General features: G+C 71.8%; 11 protein-coding genes. 7 read left to right on the forward strand and 4 right to left on the reverse strand.

Annotated elements, in window-relative coordinates; genetic code table 11:
- Together ACGFMK_RS46455 and hppD are read right to left on the reverse strand one after the other, a co-directional pair.
- Positions 1 to 1,412 (reverse strand): amino acid adenylation domain-containing protein (locus ACGFMK_RS46455; protein ID WP_392777657.1); only part of this gene is annotated, 1,412 nt, incomplete at its 3' end.
- A gap of 39 nt (positions 1,413 to 1,451) precedes the next feature.
- Positions 1,452 to 2,495: a 4-hydroxyphenylpyruvate dioxygenase gene (gene hppD / locus ACGFMK_RS46460; protein WP_392777660.1), complete on the reverse strand. Its 1,044-nt coding sequence runs from the start codon at positions 2,493 to 2,495 to the stop codon at positions 1,452 to 1,454.
- Positions 2,496 to 2,702: 207 nt separating this feature from the next.
- Between hppD and ACGFMK_RS46465 the strand changes: the two genes are divergently transcribed.
- The 4 genes from ACGFMK_RS46465 (at position 2,703) to ACGFMK_RS46480 (ending at position 7,145) form a co-directional block, all read left to right on the forward strand.
- The gene (locus ACGFMK_RS46465; RefSeq protein WP_392777662.1) at positions 2,703 to 3,518 is read left to right on the forward strand and encodes an SAM-dependent methyltransferase; all 816 of its coding nucleotides are present in this window, start codon (positions 2,703 to 2,705) and stop codon (positions 3,516 to 3,518) included.
- Between the two features lie 189 nt (positions 3,519 to 3,707).
- On the forward strand, positions 3,708 to 5,111 hold the full coding sequence (locus ACGFMK_RS46470) for an FAD-binding oxidoreductase (RefSeq protein WP_392777665.1): 1,404 nt from the start codon (positions 3,708 to 3,710) through the stop codon (positions 5,109 to 5,111).
- Between the two features lie 77 nt (positions 5,112 to 5,188).
- Positions 5,189 to 5,863, forward strand: a complete 675-nt coding sequence (locus tag ACGFMK_RS46475) for a glutamate racemase (protein WP_392777668.1) — start codon at positions 5,189 to 5,191, stop codon at positions 5,861 to 5,863.
- The gene (locus tag ACGFMK_RS46480; RefSeq protein WP_392777671.1) at positions 5,856 to 7,145 is read left to right on the forward strand and encodes a PLP-dependent aminotransferase family protein; all 1,290 of its coding nucleotides are present in this window, start codon (positions 5,856 to 5,858) and stop codon (positions 7,143 to 7,145) included. The genes ACGFMK_RS46475 and ACGFMK_RS46480 overlap by 8 nt, the downstream gene beginning before the upstream one ends.
- An 18-nt stretch (positions 7,146 to 7,163) precedes the next feature.
- On the opposite strand, the gene ACGFMK_RS46485 is transcribed toward ACGFMK_RS46480, so the two are convergent.
- Both ACGFMK_RS46485 and ACGFMK_RS46490 read right to left on the reverse strand, forming a co-directional pair.
- Positions 7,164 to 7,733, reverse strand: a complete 570-nt coding sequence (locus ACGFMK_RS46485; RefSeq protein ID WP_392777673.1) for a dihydrofolate reductase family protein — start codon at positions 7,731 to 7,733, stop codon at positions 7,164 to 7,166.
- 126 nt (positions 7,734 to 7,859) lie between these two features.
- Positions 7,860 to 9,008: a nucleotide disphospho-sugar-binding domain-containing protein gene (locus ACGFMK_RS46490; protein WP_392777675.1), complete on the reverse strand. Its 1,149-nt coding sequence runs from the start codon at positions 9,006 to 9,008 to the stop codon at positions 7,860 to 7,862.
- Between the two features lie 518 nt (positions 9,009 to 9,526).
- Between ACGFMK_RS46490 and ACGFMK_RS46495 the strand changes: the two genes are divergently transcribed.
- From ACGFMK_RS46495 to ACGFMK_RS46505, 3 genes are all read left to right on the forward strand, one after another.
- Complete coding sequence (locus tag ACGFMK_RS46495; protein WP_392777678.1) at positions 9,527 to 11,038, forward strand: MFS transporter; 1,512 nt, start codon at positions 9,527 to 9,529, stop codon at positions 11,036 to 11,038.
- A 216-nt stretch (positions 11,039 to 11,254) separates the two neighbouring features.
- Positions 11,255 to 12,325, forward strand: coding sequence for a methyltransferase (locus tag ACGFMK_RS46500; protein WP_392777681.1), 1,071 nt, complete (start codon positions 11,255 to 11,257; stop codon positions 12,323 to 12,325).
- A partial coding sequence (locus ACGFMK_RS46505; protein ID WP_392777683.1) for a type I polyketide synthase occupies positions 12,322 to 15,996 on the forward strand: 3,675 nt, incomplete at its 3' end. The genes ACGFMK_RS46500 and ACGFMK_RS46505, both read left to right, overlap by 4 nt.

The following is a 15,996-nucleotide window of genomic DNA, read 5'->3' on the forward strand; positions in this document are numbered from 1 at the left end:
GGGATCATGTAGTCGGGCAGCAACTCCCTGACGTGCGCGCGCAGGGCCCCCAGGTCGACATCGCCTGACTCCGGCACGACGTAGCCGACCAGCCGCTTCTCCCCCGACTCGAGCTCGCGCACCACGACGACGACCTGCGCGAGACCGGGGTAGCCGGCCAGCGCCGCCTCCACCTCGGCCAGCTCGACCCGGAAACCGAGGATCTTCACCTGGCTGCTCGCCCGGCCGACCAGCTCGATCAGCCCGTCGTCGTTGCGGCGGGCCAGGTCGCCGGTGCGGTACATCCGGGTGCCCGGCTCGCCGAACGGGTCCGCGACGAACACCTCCGCCGTCAGGTCCGTGCGGCCGAAGTAGCCGCGCGAGACGCCCCGGCCGGCGATGTAGATCTCCCCCTCGACGCCGTTGGGCACCGGGGTGAGCCGGTCGTCGAGGAGGTGGATCGTGACGTCGTTGAACGCGTCCCCGAGCGGCACCAGCGTGCCGGGCCGGAACGACGCGTCCAGCGGGTTGTGCGCGGAGAACAGCGAACACTCCGTGACGCCGTACATCGCCCGGATCACGATGTCCGGGCAGGCGTCGAGCACCCGGCGCACCGCGCCGGGTGCGATCACGTCACCGCCGGTGAGGATCTCGGACAGGCCGGTGAACGTGTCCAGCGACTCCTCGGCGAGCACCCGGAACAGGCCGGCCGTCAGGTGGATCCCGGTGATCCGCTCGCCCGCGATCAGCTCGCGCAGCGTGGCGGGCTCCAGGCGCCCGGGCGGTGCGATGACGATCCGGCCGCCGTGCAGCAGGGGCATCCAGATCTCGTAGGTGGACACGTTGAACGCGTACGGCGCCACCATCAGCACCCGCGCGTGCCGCTCCACCGTCCACTGGGTGTTGAAGATCAGCCGCACCACGTCCCGCTGCGTCACCGCGACGCCCTTGGGGTGGCCGGTGGAGCCGGAGGTGTGGATCACGTAGGCGAGCTGGTCCGGGTGGATCGGCACCGAAGGGTCGGTGGCCGGCTGCTCGGCGGTGGCCGGGTCGTCGTCGACGACCAGAACCGGCACGCCGGCCGGCAGGCCACCCCCGCGCATCGCCGTGTCGGCCAGCAGCACCGTCACGTCCGCGTGGTCGACGACCCACTGCCGGCGGTCGGCCGGGTAGTCCTCGTGCACCGGCACGTAGACGCCGCCGGCCTTGACGGTCGCGAGGATCGCCACCACCAGGTCGATCGACCGCTCCAGCAGCACCGCCACCCGGTCGTCCTGGCGGACGCCGAGCCCGATGAGCCGGTGCGCGAGCCGGTTGGCCCGCTCGTCCAGCTCGCGGTAGGTCAGCGCGGTCGCGCCGGCGGACACCGCGATCGAATCCGGTGTCCGCGCGACCTGCCCGGCGAACCGCTCGGAGATGACGAATGATTCCATTTCCGTGGTCCCCATCCCTATCCCGCCGGCGTTTCCGGCTCAATTGCCGTCACGGTGCCGCTGGGTCTCGACCGCCTCGTACAACGACTTGATGTTCGAACTGCCGAACGTGCTCGCGCCCGCCCGCTCGATGATCTCCAGGAAGATCGTGTTCCGCGGGTGCACCGACTTCGCGAAGATCTGGTAGAGCTGGCCGTCGTGGTCCTCGTCGAGCAGGATGTTCCGCGCGCGGAGCTCTTCGACGGTGTGCCGGTCCGGCTGCAAGCGCTCGGCCAGCCGGGTGTAGTAGGCGTCCGGAGTGGACAGGAGCTCGATGCCGCGCTCCCCGAGCTGCCCCACCGTGGCGAGGATGTCGTCGGTGCGCAGCGCCATGTGCTGCACGCCCGGGCCGCCGTGGTCCTTCCGGAAGCCGTCCACCTGACCGGCCTCCATCGAGGCGTCGGCCTCGATCAGGGTCAGCGTGACCGCCCGTGACTTGCTCTGCACGACCTTGATGAACATGGCCTGGTCCCCGGTGACGATGCGCTCGGCGAGCGTGAGATCGAAGTCGAGGGCCTGCTGGTAGAACTTGACGGTGTCGTCGATCTGGCCGGCCTCGACGACGACCGCGAAGTGGTCGACGGTGAGCAGTCCGGTGCCGGTGCCGTCGCCTGGCCCGGGTGCCGCGACCAGCTCGTGCGACTCGTACGCGGCCGAGCCGGCGGGACGCTGCACGAACGTGTGCGTCACGTCGCCGAAACCGATGATCGACGCGGTCACCACGCCGTTCCGCTCGGCGGGCGCCGCGACCGGGCGCGCACCACCGCGCACCGCCCGTTCGAACGCGCCGGCGGCGTCCGGCACCCGCAGGCCGATGTTGGCGACCCCGTCACCGTGCCGCTCGACGTACGCGGCCACCGGGTGATCCTGCTCGACCGGCTCGGTCAGCACCAGGTCGACGCCCCCCTGCCCGACCACGACGGACCGGACCTGCCCCGGCGCGTCCCCGGAGGTCGCACGCACCGCGCAGCCGTAACCGTCCACAAGCCACTTGGTGCTTGTCTCGATGTCCGCAACATAGAACTCGACATAATCAACGGTCATGTTTTCGGATACCTGCGCTCGCGCTGTCATCATCCAACCTCCAGGCGCTGCCACCGACGTCGACCTACGACACTCCCACTGACGTTGACATCCGGCGCACGCACGCACGTCTTTCCGATTGCCGACTGGCGAGCACCGAAGAAGACGCGGCATCCACCGCGCGCTGAAATGCTGTGGCCTGACCCCCATGCCTGACGGGAGAATTCCGTGAGCGAATTGAGCTGGACACCGCCCGAGGTCGCCGAGTTCTACGACGGCTCGAGCCCGATGGCCGACAAGTACTACTCCGGCTATCAGCACCTGGGCTACTGGTACGACGACCGCGACGAAGCCACGCTGGAAGAGGCCTCCCAGCGCCTCACCCGCAAGATCGTCGACACCCTCGGCCTGCGTCGCGGCGAGCACCTGCTCGACGCCGGGTGCGGCCTCGGCGCACCGGCGATCCACATCGCGGGCGAGTACGGCGCCCGGGTCACCGGCATCACGATCAGCCCGGTCGAAGCCGCTCGCGCCCAGGCGCGGGCCGACGAGAGCGGCGTGTCCGACCTGGTGCGGTTCGAGGTCGGCGACTACCACGGCCTGACCCACCCGGAGAACCACTTCGACGCCATCGTCGCGATCGAGTCGCTCTTCAACGCCTTCGACCTCGGGAAGGCGCTGCTGGAGTTCCACCGCGTCCTCCGGCCCGGCGGGTGCGTCGCTTTCTCCGAAATGATCAAGACGTCGACGGCCTCCCAGGCGAAGAAGCCGTTCCCCCAGGCCCGCGAGCCCATGACGGCCGAGGCCTGGGTGCAGGAGTTCGAGACCGCGGGTTTCGTGGTCGAAGAGCAGGTCCAGTGCGGCCGCCGCGTCTACGTGAACAGCGGCAGGCGTTACCTCGAGCACCACGACGAGATGAGCGGCCGCCTCAGCGAGGAGTTCGGCGCGGAGCTGACCGCCGACATCCGGCAGGGGATGCAGAACGGGTTCCACCTGGGCCCGGAGGACGTGAGCTACCTGATTCTCTGCGCCAGGAAGCAGTAACACCCCGCGCGAGCACGGCGGACGGCACCGAGATGCGCGACGCCCCCTTGCGCACCGGGGACTTCTGCGACACGGCCGGGTGCGTTCCGCGCACCCGGCCGTCGCTGTTCCCGGCGGCACGTTCCCCGCGGAGTGCGGAGTTGCGTCGAGAGGTGGAGGCGCGCCGACGTCGTTCGTTAGCGTTGACCCATGGGATCACCAGTCGACGACCTGCGGGCGGTACTGCCCGCCGACCGGGTGCTCACCGACCCGGACCTGCTCGCCACCCACCGCCGTGACGAGGCCGACCTCTGCGATGCTGGCACCCCGCTCGCCGTGGTGCGCCCGCGGGACACCGCGGAGGTCGCCGCCGCCGTCCGGGTGGCCGCCGCGCACGGGGTGCCCGTCGTCCCCCAGGGGGCGCGGACCGGGCTCGCCGGCGCGGCCAACGCGGTCGACGGCGCCCTGGTCGTGTCGCTGACCGGGTTGAACCGGATCCTCGAGCTCGACCCGGCGGAGCGGATCGCCGTCGTGCAGCCGGGCGTGGTCAACGCCGAGCTGCGCCGGGCCGCCGCCAAGGAGGGCCTCGCCTACCCGCCGGACCCGGGCTCCTGGGAGACCTCGACGATCGGCGGCAACGTCTCGACCGACGCGGGCGGGATGTGCTGCGTCAAGTACGGCGTCACCGGCGAGTACGTGCTGGGCATGGAGGTCGTGCTCGCCGACGGCGAGATCCTGCGCTGCGGCCGGCGGACGGTGAAGGGCGTCGCCGGCTACGACCTGACGCGGCTGTTCGTCGGCGCGGAGGGCACCCTCGGGATCATCACCGAGATCACCGTCCGGCTCCGGCCCGCGCCCCCGGAGACCCGGACCCTGGTGGCGGTGTACCCGACGGTGGCGGCCGCCGGGCAGGCCGTGTCCTCGGTGACCGCCGCCGGCCACGTGCCGAGCATGCTGGAGCTGCTCGACCGCACGCACCTTCGGGCGATCGAGGCGTACCGGCCGATGGGCTTGGACACCGAGGCCGCGGCGATGCTGCTGATCGCCACCGACACCGGCGATCGCGCCGGCGCCGACCTCGACCGGATCGCCGGGTGCTGCCGGACGGCCGGCGCGAGCGAGCTGTACGTCGCCGGCGACGCGGTCGAGGCCGAGGCGCTGACCGCCGCCCGCCGGCTCGCCCACCCGGCGATGGAACAGCTTGCGGTGCAGGCGTTCCCGGAGGGGCGCGGCGGTCTCGTCGTGGACGACGTCGCGGTGCCGCGGTCGCGGATCGTCGACCTCGTGACCGGCGTCGAGGAGATCGCCGCGCGCCACGGCGTCCTCGTCGGCGTGGTCGGGCACGCCGGTGACGGCAACCTCCACCCGGTCATCGTGGTGGACCGCGCCGATCCGTCCAGTGTGGAGCGTGGGCGGCTGGTGTTCGACGAGATCATGCGGCTGGGCCTGGACCTCGGTGGCACCTGCACCGGCGAGCACGGCGTCGGCCTGCTCAAGCGGGACTGGCTGGCCCGCGAGCTCGGCCCGGTCGGCCTGAGGGTGCACCGGGCGCTCAAGACCGCGCTCGACCCGGCCGGGATCCTCAACCCCGGCAAGGTGATCGCGCCGGACTGACCGCACACGAGGAGACGGCGCCGCCCGCCGCACTTGGGAGCATCGGGAGCGAGAACGCTCACGCGGACGGAGACGCGATGCTGGTGAATGGCGGAAGTCCCGCGGTGGCCGTCATCGCCGGGACGCCGTACGACTCCGGGCTCGGTGCCGAGCTGCTGCGGGGAGCGGGGCTGCCCGCGCGGCCGCACGCCATGGCGGTGTCGCCGGACGAGCAGGACGCGTTGCAGTACCAGGATCCCGCCGGCCTGGCGGCCGCGTTCCACCGGTGCCTGGCCGAGCTGCGTGACGGCGGCACCGACCTCGCGATGCTGTTCTGCAACTCGCTGTCCGCGGTCGTCGACCACGACGACGCGGCCCTGCCGGTGATCTCGCCGGTCACCGTGTACCGCGAGCTGCTGCCGAAGCTGGGCTCGTCGCTGGTCGTCACCGGGAACGCGCAGGCCGTCCTCGGGGTCGAGCGCACCGCGTGGCGGACCGCTCCCGGCCACCGGATGCTCGGCGTGTCGGATCCCGCGCTGGTGCGCGGGATCGAGGCCGGTGATCCCGAAGCGGCCTTCGCCGCCTCGCACCTGCCGACCACGCTGCGCCTCGCCGAACGGCTCGGGCTCGACGCCGTCGTCCTCGCCTGCACGCACTTCACGACCGTCCTGCCGTTCGTCACCGCCGCCTGCGATCTGCCCGTCTTCGACGTCGGCAGCCGCCTCGTCGAGCTGACCACGCTGGCCGCCACCGGATCGGAGAACCATGCTTGAGCTGTCCCGCGCCGACCTGCACGTCTCGGTCTCCGACCCGGTGGCGACGTCGATGAACTTCCTCAACGAGGTCGCCGGCCGCTACCCCGGCGCGATCTCGCTGGCCGCGGGCCGGCCCTACGACGGGTTCTACTCGGCCGGCGACGTCGGCCGGTACCAGCAGTCCTATGTGGACCACCTGCGGAGCCGCGGGCTGGGCGAGGAGCAGGTTCGCGGGCTGCTGCTGCAGTACGGGCGCACCAACGGCCAGCTCGGCGAGCTCATCGCCCGGATGCTCGAGGTCGACGAGGGCATCACCGTGCCGGCGGACGCGGTGATGGTCACCGCGGGCTGCCAGGAGGCCATGGTCATCACCCTGCGCGCGCTGTGCCCGGGTCCGGACGACGTCGTCCTCACCGTCGAGCCCTGCTACGTCGGGCTGACCGGCGCGGCCCGGATCCTCGGGGTGGAGGCGGTGCCCGTGCCCGAGGCCCCCGGCGGGGTCGACCCGGAGACCGTCGCCGAGGTCGCGCGGCGGGTCCGGGCGGCGGGCAAGCGGCCGCGCGCGCTCTACGTCGTGCCGAACTTCTCGAACCCGTCGGGTGTTTCGCTGCCACTGGCGACCCGTCACCGGCTGCTCGAGGTCGCGGCCGAGCAGGACCTGCTGCTGCTCGAGGACGACCCGTACGGCCTGTTCGGCCTGGACGACGAGCCGCGCCCGACGCTGAAGTCGCTGGACACCGAGGGCCGTGTGATCTACCTCGGCTCGTTCGCGAAGTCGTGCTTCCCCGGCGCCCGGGTGGGCTTCCTCGTCGCCGACCAGACCGTGGTCGACGAGGAGGGCAGGCGCACCCTGCTCGCCGACGAGATGTCGGCTATCAAGAGCATGCTGACCGTGAACACCTCGCCGATCTCGCAGGCCGTCATCGGCGGCGTGCTCGTCGAGTCGGGCTGCAGCCTGCGCACCGCCAACCGGGACAAGGTCGCGTTCTACCGGAACAACCTGCGCACCCTGCTTTCCGCGCTGGAGACGCACTTCCCGCAGCCGGACCGCGACGCGCGGGGCATCCGGTGGAACGTGCCGAGCGGCGGTTTCTTCGCGGTCGTGGACGTGCCGTTCCCGGCCGACGAGAAGCTGCTCGAACTCTCGGCGGAGCAGTTCGGGGTCCTGTGGACCCCGATGAGCTTCTTCTACTCCGACGGCGGCCACCGCGCGATCCGGCTGTCCTGCAGCTACCTCGAAGCGGAGCAGATCGCGGAGGGCGTGCGGCGGCTGGCCCGGCTCGTCACCGAGAACGCCTGAGGCGCCGCCACCCGCCGGCTACGGCTGCTTCTCGACCCGGTAGTGCATCCGGAAGGTCTCAGGACCCTTCGACGTGCTGACGAGCTCGAGCTCCTGCTGGCCGTCGAGGTGGTCGAACAACCGGATTCCCGAGCCGAGCAGGACCGGCACGACGTGCAACGACACGACGTCGACCAAACCCGCCTTGAGACTCTGCTGGATGACGTCGGCGCCACCCATCACCGCCACCGCGCGGCCGTCGGCGATCTCCTGCGCCTTGGCCATCGCGGCTTCGATGCCCTCGGAAACGAACACGAACCTCGACCACTCGCCGGTCTTGACCTTTTCCGGAACGTCGTGCGAAAGGATGACGTAAGGAGCCGGGATCGGCGGATTTCCATCCCATCCCTTCGACAGGTCGAACGTGCGCCGACCGGCGACGACCGCGCCGAACTCGTCGGCCTTGAAGAGTTCCCGTGCCTCGTCGGTGTACCCGTCCTCGGAGCTCTCGTCCGCGAGCGCCCACCGGTGAAGGCGCGTCACATCATCATCCGGCGTGGCGATGAAACCGTCCAAGGACACCGTGATATCGACAACAACGTCTCCCAAGACCCCGCGTCCTTTCGCATCGAATATCGCACTGATCGCGTTCGCTCAGAGGGTAATGGGAAACCGGCACCGCCACACCTTCGAGGATGCCGTTCCGAAGGAAAACAAACCTATTCCGGCGGCCGCTCAAGCGGCGTTCGGCCTGCGGGCGGCCTCGGCGAGTGCCGTCAGGTCGCCGGCCACGTCGACCAGGGACGGCTGGGTTTCGATTTCGGCGGCGATTCCGGCGGCGGCCTGCCGGAACGCCTGCGCTCCGAGCAGTTCCGCGCACCGGTCGGCCACCGTGCCCGGGTCGACCTCACCCGGTGGCAGGCTCAGGCCGGCGCCCGCCGCCACCACCGCCGCGGCGTTGTCCAGCTGGTCGTCGAACACCGGCAGCACCAGCTGCGGCTTTCCCGCACCGAGTGCCGTCAACGCGGTGCCCTGGCCACCGTGGTGGACAGCGACATCGCAGGCGCGGAGCACGTGCGACAGCGGCATCCTGCCGACGTGGGTGGCCACGGCCGGCAACGGGGGCCAGCCGGCGGCAACCGCGTCCTCGACCGCCACCACCACCTCCACGTCGAGCCGGGCGAGCGCGTGCAACATCGGGATGACGATCTCCGACATCCCGTCGAGGCCGAGGCGGGGCAGCACGGTGCCCAGCGTGAGGCAGACCCGCGGCCGGCTCCTCGGCTGCCACACCCAACCGGGCACCCGGGCCTGGCCGTCGTAGGGCACGTTGCGCATCCTGCGCTGGGTGACGGCGTGTGCCTGACGCATGCTGGGAGGCCACGGGTTGAGCACCGTGGCCGGCCGCGGCACCGCGGGCACGCCGAGCCGGGCGAGGTGCGGCCCGAGCTCGTCCTCCGCCGCGGCGCGGTACTCACCCAGCAGCGGAATGCCCCACTGCAGCTCGACCGAGGGCACCCCGGACACCGAGGCGGCCACCGGACCGGCCGCCTCCGCCCGCTCGCTGAGCACCAGGTCCGGCCGCCACGACTCCACGATGGACAGCAGGCCGGGCAGGTTGCGTGCCGCGTTGCGGCCGAACACCAGTCCGTTGCCGTACCGCCGCGCCGCCAGTGCCTCCGTCGCACCCTCGGCCGCGAACCCGGCGAAGTCCGCCGCGGGTCCACATGAGACGGACGGGAGCCCGGCGCGCAGCACCTCGGCGACGAAGTCGTCCGCGACCGCCACCAGCACCTCGTGGCCGAGCCCGCGGAACGTCCACGCCAGCGGGACGAGCGGGTAGAAATGCCCGCACAGGGCCACCGACGTGAACAGTATCCGCATCCGTGTCTCCCCCGTTCGGACCGCCGTGCGGTTCCAGCACGAAGCCAACGTCCCGCGTCGGACACTAGCGTCCGGCCGCGCGCCGGCACCTCTCCGCGGCTGCTGCGTTCTCGCAACGCCGGAGATGCGGCCGTTCCGCCGCGGCGGGATGGTCGGGTGACGTGCAGGAAACGCCCTCTGACAGGAGGACACGGTGACCGGCGCCCGCACGACGCGGACGCCGTCGCGAATGCCGGCGTGCCGGCCGCCGCGACCGTCTTCGAAGCAGCGCACCCCGATCATTCCGATCGGGCGAACTGCGCATTCCAGAAGATGGTGCGAATCGGAGGTCTCCACGAGAATGGACGCGCTCCGTCGCACAAGCGGCATCCGAAGCGGGCATCCGGCAGAGCACTGAACCCCACGCAGTGGTCGTTGACGAGAGGACAAGAAACGTGACTGGCGCACAGGCTCCGCCGTTGGCTGGGCGGCGGGAATGGATCGGGCTTGCGGTGCTCGCGCTGCCCACCATGTTGACGATGCTCGACAATGGTGTGCTGTACCTGGCCGTACCCAAGCTGAGCGAGGACCTCCACGCGAGCGGGATGGAACAGCTGTGGATCACGGACATCTACGGCTTCCTGATCGCGGGCTTCCTCGTCACCATGGGGACACTGGGTGACCGGATCGGCAGGCGCCGGTTGCTGCTCATCGGTGCCGCGGCGTTCGGCGTCCTGTCCATCGTCGCGGCCTACTCGCAGAACACCGAGATGCTCATCATCGCCCGGGCTCTGATGGGCGTCGCGGGTGCGACGATCATGCCATCGACACTGGCACTGATCATGAACATGTTCCCGAACCCCAAGCAGATGATGGCGGCGATCGGGGTGTGGTCCACATCCATGATGGCCGGTCTGGCGCTGGGCCCGGTGATCGGTGGTGCCCTGCTCAACTCCTTCTGGTGGGGCTCGGTGTTCCTGATCGGCGTGCCGGTCATGATCCTGCTGCTGGTGGCCGGTCCGGGGCTGCTGCCGGAATCCAAGAACCCGCACGCGGGACGCGTGGACCTCTTCAGCGTCGCGCTGTCGCTGGCGGCGATCCTGCCGTTCATCTACGGCCTGAAGGAGCTGGCCCGGTCCGGCTTCGGCGTCTGGCCGGTCGTCGCGGTGGTCGCCGGCGTGGTCTTCGGCGTCGTGTTCGTCCTGCGCCAGCGCGGGCTCGCCAGCCCGCTGCTGGACATCCGGCTGTTCGCGATCCCCGCGGTGAGCGGCGCGCTGATCCTGAGCCTGCTGGTCTCGTCGGTCCAGGGCGGCTCGGCCTTCCTGCTCACCCAGCACATGCAGCTGGTCGACAGCCTGTCCCCGCTGGCGGCCGGGTTGTGGATGCTGGTGCCGTCGTTCGCGCTGGTCATCGGCATCCAGATCGTGACGAACCTGTCGGCGAAGATCCGGCCGGCCTTCATCCTGATCGGTGGCACGATCATCGCCGCCATCGGCATGGTGGTGCTCACGCAGCTCAGCGTCGGCGGGGTCGGCACCCTGATCGTCGGGCTGAGCATCGTGTTCTTCGGGGTGAGCCCGGCCGGCCCGCTGATCAGCCAGCTGGTGATGCGGGCGTCACCGCCGGAGCGGGCGGGCTCGGCGGCCTCGCTGGCCTCCACCGGCGGCGAGCTCGGTGTGGCACTGGGCATCGCGACGCTCGGCAGCCTCGCCGCGGCCGTGTACCAGTCCAAGGTCACCGTGCCGGCGAACGTCCCGGCGGACGTGGCCGGCCAGGCGCACGAGAGCATCGCGGGCGCGTTCGTCGCGTCCGCGAAGGTTCCCGGCGACCTGGCGAACACCCTGCTGACCACCGCCCGGGACGCGTTCAACTCGTCGGTCTCGCTGGCGGCGACGGTCTGCGCGGTCGCGTTCGTCGCACTGGCCGTGCTGACGTACGCCACGCTGCGGGCGATCGCGCCGCTGGGCGGCCAGGGCGGCGGCGAGGCGCCGCCGCCGGAAGAGGTACCCGCGGGCGAGCAGGGCGACCAGGTGTCGAGCCCCGCGGTCTGATCCCGGCACCACCGCACGACGACGAGTGGCCCCACCGTTCGGTGGGGCCACTCGTCGTTTTCCGGTTCATCGCCGGGCCCGTTTTCCGCCTTGCCCAAAGCGCTTCCCGTCAGGGGATCGCATGAAAGGAGGCGAGCGGGTGCGTGCGGGCGGTACACGATGGACGGCAGGTGTGTCGCATCCGGATGCGACTTCGGTGAACCCAGCGGAGGAATCATGGCGGACAGTCGCAAGGTCACGATCTCTGAAGCCGACTACTTGCGGATCCTGGTCCACGGCACCACCGCGTTCGAGTTGCTGCGCACCGCGCTGGAGTTCGAGCTGTTCGAGAAGCTCGACGCCGCGGGCGGCCTGGACGTGGACGAGACGGCGGCGGCACTCGGCATCGAGCGGCAGCCGGCGCGGATCCTCCTGCTCGGGCTCGCCTCGTTGCTGCTGCTCGAGAAGAGCGGCGACAAGTACGTCAACAGCACGATGGTCGAGCGCAAGCTCCTGCGCGAGGGCGAGCGGTTCCTCGGCCCGCTCGTCGACATCCAGGCGAAGATCATCAACGCCACGATGGTCGACTTCGCGGAAGCCCTGCGGCAGAACACGAACGTCGGCCTGCGCCGGCTCGAGGGCCCGGGCGACACGCTCTACGAGCGCCTCACCGCGACCCCGGATCTGCAGAAGGTGTTCTACGACAACATGGGCGACGCCTCGCGGCGGGCGTTCGAGCAGATCCTCGAGAAGTACGACTTCTCCCACATCCGCCACGCCATCGACATCGCCGGCGGCGACGGCGCCAACTCCGTGGAGCTGGCCAAGCGCTACCCCGAGCTCGAGGTGACGGTGATGGACCAGGAGAGCGTGACGCGCCTGGCCGCCGACCGGATCGAGGACCCGGGCGTCCGCAAGCGCGTGCACTTCCACCCGGGCGACATCCTCCACGACCGCTACCCCGAGGGCGCGGACGCGATCTTCGTGTTCCACATCTTCGAAATCTGGTCCCTGGAGCGCAACACCGCGCTGCTGCGCCGGTGCTACGACGCGCTGCCCGAGGGCGGGACGTGCCTGGTCTACAACTGGGTCAGCAACGAGGAGGGCACCGGGTCGATGGCCGCCGGGCTGGTCTCGCCCTACTTCCTCACGCTCGCCTCCGGCGAGGGCATGACCTACACCCCCGGTGACATGGAGCGCGCCGCCCTCGACGCCGGCTTCTCCCGCGTCGACCTGCACCAGGACATGGGCTTCAGCCACGCGCTCGTCGTCGCCCACAAGGACGCGCCAGGCCAGGTGGGTCGATGACCGAGCGGCTCGAGCAGACCCGGGACACCCCGGAGCCGATCGCCATCGTCGGGATGGCCTGCCGCTTCGCCGGCGGCGTCGACTCTCCGGAGAAGTTCTGGCGCCTGCTCCGCGACGGCCGGGACGCGATCGGCGAGGTCCCGGAAGAGCGCTGGGCGTGGTACGCGCGGCAGAGCGGCGGGCACGCGGCCGCTCTGCGCGACGTCACCAAGTCCGGCGCCTTCCTGGACGACATCAAGGGTTTCGACGCGGACTTCTTCGACCTGACCCCGCGTGAAGCCGCGCTGATGGACCCGCAGCAGCGGATCGTGCTGGAACTGGCCTGGGAAGCACTGGAGCACGCGGGCATCCCGCCGCGCTCACTCGCCGGCACCGACACCGGTGTCTTCATGGGCGTCGGCGCCGACGACTACGGCCGCCGGCTCCTGGAGGACCTGCCGCGGATCGAGGCGTGGACCGGCATCGGCAGCTCGTTCTGCGCGGTGGCCAACCGGGTCTCCTACGCGCTGGACCTGCGCGGGCCGAGTGCCGTGGTGGACACGGCGTGCTCGTCTTCGCTGGTGTCGATCCACCTCGCGGCCCAGGCCCTGCGCGCCGGGGAGTGCCCGGTGGCGCTGGCCGGCGGCGTGCTGATCATGGCCGCGCCCGGCCTCTCGCTCGTCCTGGACGCGGCCGGGGCCACCTCCCCCGACGGGCGCTGCAAGTCGTTCGACGCCGCCGCCGACGGGTACGGCCGCGGCGAGGGCGGTGGAATCGTCGTGCTCAAGCGGCTTTCCGACGCCGAGCGCGACGGTGACCACGTGCTCGCGGTGCTGCGCGGCAGCGCCGTGCACCAGGACGGCCGGACGAACGGCATCATGGCCCCGAGCGGCGACGCGCAGGCGCACCTGATGCGCCGCGCGTACGAGGCCGCGGGGATCGACCCGGCGACCGTCGGCTACGTCGAGGCGCACGGCACCGGGACCCGCGCGGGCGACCCGCTGGAAGCCGCGGCGATGGCGTCGGTGTTCGGCAAGGGCCGTCCGGTCGACGAGCCCTGCCTGATCGGCTCGGTCAAGCCCAACATCGGCCACCTGGAGGCGGGGGCCGGCGTCGCCGGCGTCATCAAGGCCGTGCTGGCCCTGCAGCACGCCGAGATCCCGCCCAGCCTGAACTGCACCGAGCCCAACCCGGCCATCCCCTGGGAAGAAGCGCGCCTGCGCGTGGTGACCGGCAAGACCCCGTTCCCGGAGTCGGCCGGACCGCGCCGGGCCGGGGTGTCCGGGTACGGCTACGGCGGCACGATCGCGCACGTCATCCTGGAAGAGGCGGAGACCGAAGCGGCCCAGCCGTCCACAGAGGACTGCGGGCCCGCCCTGTTCCCGGTGTCCGGCGCCAGTCCCGAAGCGCTGCGGAAGAACGCGGGCCGGCTCGTCGGCTGGCTGACCGGGCACCGCGACGTCGACCTGACCGACGTCGGGCACACGCTCGCCGTGCGCCGCCCGCACCTGCCGCACCGGGCCACGGTGTTCGCCGCGGACCGCACCGACCTGGTCAACCGGCTCGGCGAGGTCGCCGTCTCGGGCCCGGACTCGGTCGCCGGCCCGGCCGCGGCCGCCGGTGTCGTCTGGGTCTTCTCCGGCCACGGCTCGCAGTGGATCGGGATGGGCCGGGAGCTGCTGGACACCGATCCCGTCTTCACCGGGGTGTTCGACCGGCTGGAGCCGATCTTCGTGGCCGAGCTGGGCGTGTCCCCGCGGGCCACCGTGCGGTCCGACGCGCGGCAGCCGGTCGACGTGATCCAGCCGATGATCTTCGCGATGCAGGTGGCCCTGGCCGAGACCTGGCGCGCGCGGGGCCTGCGCCCGGCCGCGGTGATCGGGCACTCGGTCGGCGAGATCGCCGCCGCGGTCACCGCCGGCGTGTTCTCGCTGGAGGACGGCGCCCGGCTGGCCTGCCGCCGCTCGGTGCTGCTGCGCCGGGTCGCGGGCCAGGGCGGCATGGTCATGGTGGCGCTGCCGCCGGAGGACGCCGAAACCCGGCTCGCCGGGCGCACCGACCTCGCGGTCGCGGTCGCCGCGGCGACGACGTCGACCGTCGTTTCCGGTGACGTCACGGCGATCCAGGAGTTCGCCGACCAGCTGCGGGCGGAGGGCACCGGCGGCCGGCTGGTCGACTCGGACGTCGCCTTCCACAGCGCGCACATGGACCCGCTGCTCGACGAGCTGGCCGCGGCCGTGGGCGACCTCGAGCCCCGGCCGGCCGGGCTCCCGCTCTACAGCACCGCGCTGACCGACCCGCGCGCGGAGACCACGCGCGACGGCGCGTACTGGGCCGGCAACCTGCGCAACCAGGTGCGGTTCGTCCAGGCGCTGACCGCCGCGCTGCAGGACGGCTACCGCCTGTTCCTCGAGGTGTCGCCGCACCCGGTGGTCGAGCACTCGATCAACGAGACGTTCGACGGGCTCGGCATCACCGACGGGTTCGTCACCCACACCCTGCGGCGGGCCAAGCCGGAACGCGAAACGATGCTGACCAACCTCGGCCAGCTCTACGGGAACGGCGCGGAGGTCGACTGGCGGGCCCTGTGGCCCGGCGGCGGCGTCGCCGACCTGCCGACGTACGCGTGGCAGCACAAGCCCCACTGGGCCGAGGAACCCGAGGCGCCGACGTCGGTGGCCGAGCACCACGACGTCGCCGGTCACACGCTGCTCGGCGGGCGGACCGTCGTGCGCGGCACCACCCCCGCGCACGTCTGGGCGACCCGGCTCGACCGCGATTCGCGGCCCTACCCCGGCAGCCACCCGGTGCGGAACGTGGAGATCATCCCCGCGGCCGTCCTGCTGAACACCTTCGCCACGGCGGCGGCCTCCGTCGGCCCGTGGTCGGACCTGGCCGAGGTGTCCCTGCGCGTCCCGGTGAGCGTCACCAGCCCGCGTGACCTGCAGGTGGTGCTGCAGGACGGGGCGATCCGGCTGTCCAGCAGGCTGACCCGCACAGGCGCGTCCGGGGAGGACAGCGCCGGCGGTGCCGACAGCGGCTGGGCCACCCACACCACGGCCACCATCGAGCCGCGCACCGCCGCGTCCGCCGACGCACCCGCCGAGGCCGGGGAACGGCTTCCGGCCGGGTTCGTCATCGACCGGCTGGCGTCGCTCGGCGTCGCCGCCATGGGCTTCCCGTGGGTCGTCGAAGAGATCCACCGCGGTGAGGGCACGCTCGTGGCCACCGTGCAGGCCGAGCCCGAACCCGGGACCCTGCGCAACACCTGGGCGTCGGTGCTCGACGCGGCCCTGTCGACCGCGTCGGTCGTGTTCACCGGGCCGCCGATCCTGCGCATGCCCGCGCACATCCAGCGGGTCTCGCTCGGCGACACCCCGCCCGCGCGGGCCACGATCACCGTGCGGCAGACCGGGGACCTCACGGTCGACGTCGAGATCACCGATCCGGACGGCGTCCTGGCCGGCCGGCTGGCCGGGCTGCGCTACGGCGTGCTGGACGGCGCGCCGTCCGCCGACTCGGGCACCGGCGTCAACCCGCGCGAGCTGGTCCACCCGCTCGGCTGGCAGCCGGCGGAGGAGACCGAACCGGCGGACCGCCGGGCCGCCGTGCTGGTCGGGCCGGACAGCGCGCTGATCGGCCGGCTCACCGAGCGGCTCGCCGGCGCGGCGGTGCCGTTCCGGGTCGTCGCC

Origin of the sequence: Amycolatopsis sp. NPDC049252 (assembly GCF_043197175.1) — a bacterium.
GTDB lineage: Bacteria > Actinomycetota > Actinomycetes > Mycobacteriales > Pseudonocardiaceae > Amycolatopsis.